At 44.7% G+C, this 2788-nt stretch carries 2 protein-coding genes; one reads left to right on the forward strand and one right to left on the reverse strand.

Annotated elements, in window-relative coordinates:
- Positions 1-154 precede the first annotated feature (154 nt).
- Entirely contained in the window at positions 155-697 is a 543-nt protein-coding gene (locus A3739_RS11175) for a YbhB/YbcL family Raf kinase inhibitor-like protein (RefSeq protein WP_082878372.1), read from the forward strand.
- A 60-nt stretch (positions 698-757) separates the two neighbouring features.
- Here A3739_RS11175 and A3739_RS11180 read toward each other — a convergent pair whose 3' ends face one another.
- Positions 758-2524, reverse strand: coding sequence for an acyl-CoA dehydrogenase (locus A3739_RS11180; protein WP_068473262.1), 1767 nt, complete (start codon positions 2522-2524; stop codon positions 758-760).
- Positions 2525-2788: the final 264 nt, after the last annotated feature.

Genomic DNA, 2788 nt, shown 5'->3' on the forward strand with positions numbered 1-2788 from the left:
TGTGTTTTTATGTACTGCAGAGTTTACCGATAAGGAGGGCTCTAACGCAAAGGTTGTCAGCAAGCTCAACAAAAAAGAATCGAACGATTTATAAAAAGCACAGCAGGAAACTAGAATTATACTTGCCCACCACCCCCCATCAAAAGGACTCACAATGAAATCAATATTTCTTATGTTCAGCGCTCTACTATTAGCCGGAACCGCGTCGGCACAGGGGCTCACGCTTAGTTCTGACTCTGCTCAAGGTCAGCTAGCGATGAAACATGTATTTAATGGTTTTGGCTGTTCGGGAGAAAACATCTCACCTGAACTGAACTGGCAGAATGCACCTGAAGGAACAAAAAGCTTTGCAATAACCATGTACGACAAAGATGCACCCACAGATGGAGGTTGGTGGCGCTGGCTTGTGTTCAACATTCCTTCGGACACAACAGCGTTGCCAGAAAATGCAGGTAAAACCGACGCTAAATTAGCGCCAAAAGGTAGCATCCAAATCAAAACAAGCTTCGGTGCTACAGGCTATGGAGGCGCCTGCCCTCCTGAAGGCGATAGACCGCACCAATACTTATTTACCGTTTATGCACTCAACACCGAAACTTTAGACGTTGACGAGAATACCCCACCGAACCTCGTAGGATATTTAATCAATGCAGAGACTATTCAAAAGGCATCGACGGTTGCCTATTACGCGCGTTAGAAACAATTTCCACCCACAAAAAAGGGGAGTCACCTCCCCTTTTTATTCATCAACTGATCATTAGAACCAGTCAACTTCCATTTCTACGCAAGTCTGATCAAAGCCTTTCAGCAACTCGCTTAAATGATTAATTTCAGGAAGTTCCCAACGAATAAAATAACGTGCTGCTTGTAATTTCCCCGAAACAAAAGCTTCATCGCGATCCGACTCTAATGCTGCACAGGCCATGTCTAACCACAACCAACCGACGACCATTCTCCCCATCACATCAAGGTATAAGGCAGAATTAGCTAAGGTCTCATCAATTCGACCTTGCTGCAGAGCCATACCTAAAGCAGTAGTCGTTTCGATAAATGTTTTCAATGCAGTGCTGTAGTGCTCAGCCAAATCAGCTAAGCGCTCATGTTTTTTGGCTCTGGCTAAAGTCGCCTGAACTCGCTGCATGAGCAATTGCTGCCCAAGCCCTTGTTTTTGCCATAGTTTACGACCAAGCAAATCAAGTGATTGAATACCATGTGTGCCTTCATGGATAGGATTAAGCCGATTATCACGGTAGCACTGTTCAACGGGATACTCGCGAATATAGCCAGAGCCGCCCAAAACTTGGATCGCTAATTCATTCGCTTTACATCCATAAGTAGAGGGGTAGCTTTTCACAACCGGAGTCAGTAAATCTAGCAACACAAGTGCATTTTCGTCTCCACCGGCCTCATGTTCATCCACCAATTTAGACGCAAACAAACACAGCGCTAAGGAACCTTCTACATAGACTTTCTGAGCCAACAACATACGTTTCACATCAGCATGCTCAACAATATTCACTGGGGCACTTGTAGTGTCTCGATTTGAGGGTTTTCTGCCTTGTGGTCGGTCTTTAGCGAAAGCCAAAGACTCGAGATAACCGCGATAACCGATCATTGCTGCACCAAGACCTACGCCAATTCTGGCCTCATTCATCATCTTGAACATGTACGAAAGCCCTTTCCCCTCTTCACCAATCAAGAAGGCAGTACAGTCATCTTTCTCACCAAAATTCAGCACCGTTGATGTCGTGCCTCGATAGCCCATTTTGTGCAGTAAACCGGCCAACATAACATCATTGCGTTTACCCAAAGAGCCATCATCATTGAGTAGAAACTTTGGGCAAATAAATAAGCTTATCCCTTTCACGCCTTGAGGAGCTCCCTCGACGCGCGCGAGCACCAAATGAATAATATTTTCGGTGATATCTTGATCGCCACCAGAGATATACATCTTCTGACCTTTCAAGCGGTAGCTGCCATCGTCTTGAGGTGTGGCTTTTGTTGTCAGATCTCCCAGACTCGAACCAACATTCGGTTCCGTTAAAGCCATGGTTCCAGCAAATCGTCCAGAGAACATTCCATCTAGATACAAGCTTTTTTGGGTTTCGCTCCCAAACGCATGAATAAGATTCGATGCCGCACTCGTTAAGAATGGATAACCAGCCGTGCTCGGATTCGCGCCTGTAAACAAACCCATACATGCTGAATGCACCAACGCAGGCAGCTGCATTCCACCCTCATCAAATCGATGACGCGCATTAATCAATCCAGCTTCAGTAAAATACTTCCACGCTTCTTTCACCTCAGGAATGGTCGATACGCTTTCACCATCAAAGCTTGGCTCATTTGCGTCAGCCTTCGCGTTGTGCGGTAAGAAGTAGTCTTGTGCGATTTTAAGCGACGTATCGATAACACCATCAAAGGTACTACGATCATGGTCTTTGTAGGCATCTAACTCAGTAAGAGCCTCTGCTTGAAACACGTCATAAAGAAGGAAGTTCAAAGTATCTTGATTAATAATCATGGAAAGTCGCTACCGCTTAATCTGTTTGTTGTTGTGATCGAAGATTAACTATACGAATGTATCACGGCATAAGATGACATGCCCAGATCCCTTACTGGAATGAACTTTTTTATACCGTGAATGTCACAAGAGCCCTATCTTTTTCAGCAGCAAAGAATCGCACTGGAGGCATCATGGCACGCCATGGGAAATCATCTACTACTAAAACTCAAAAAGTAAAACGTAAAAAAATTACACCTAAGACCCTGAAAAAACTTGGAATTA

It is taken from the genome of Oleiphilus sp. HI0067, assembly GCF_001635735.1.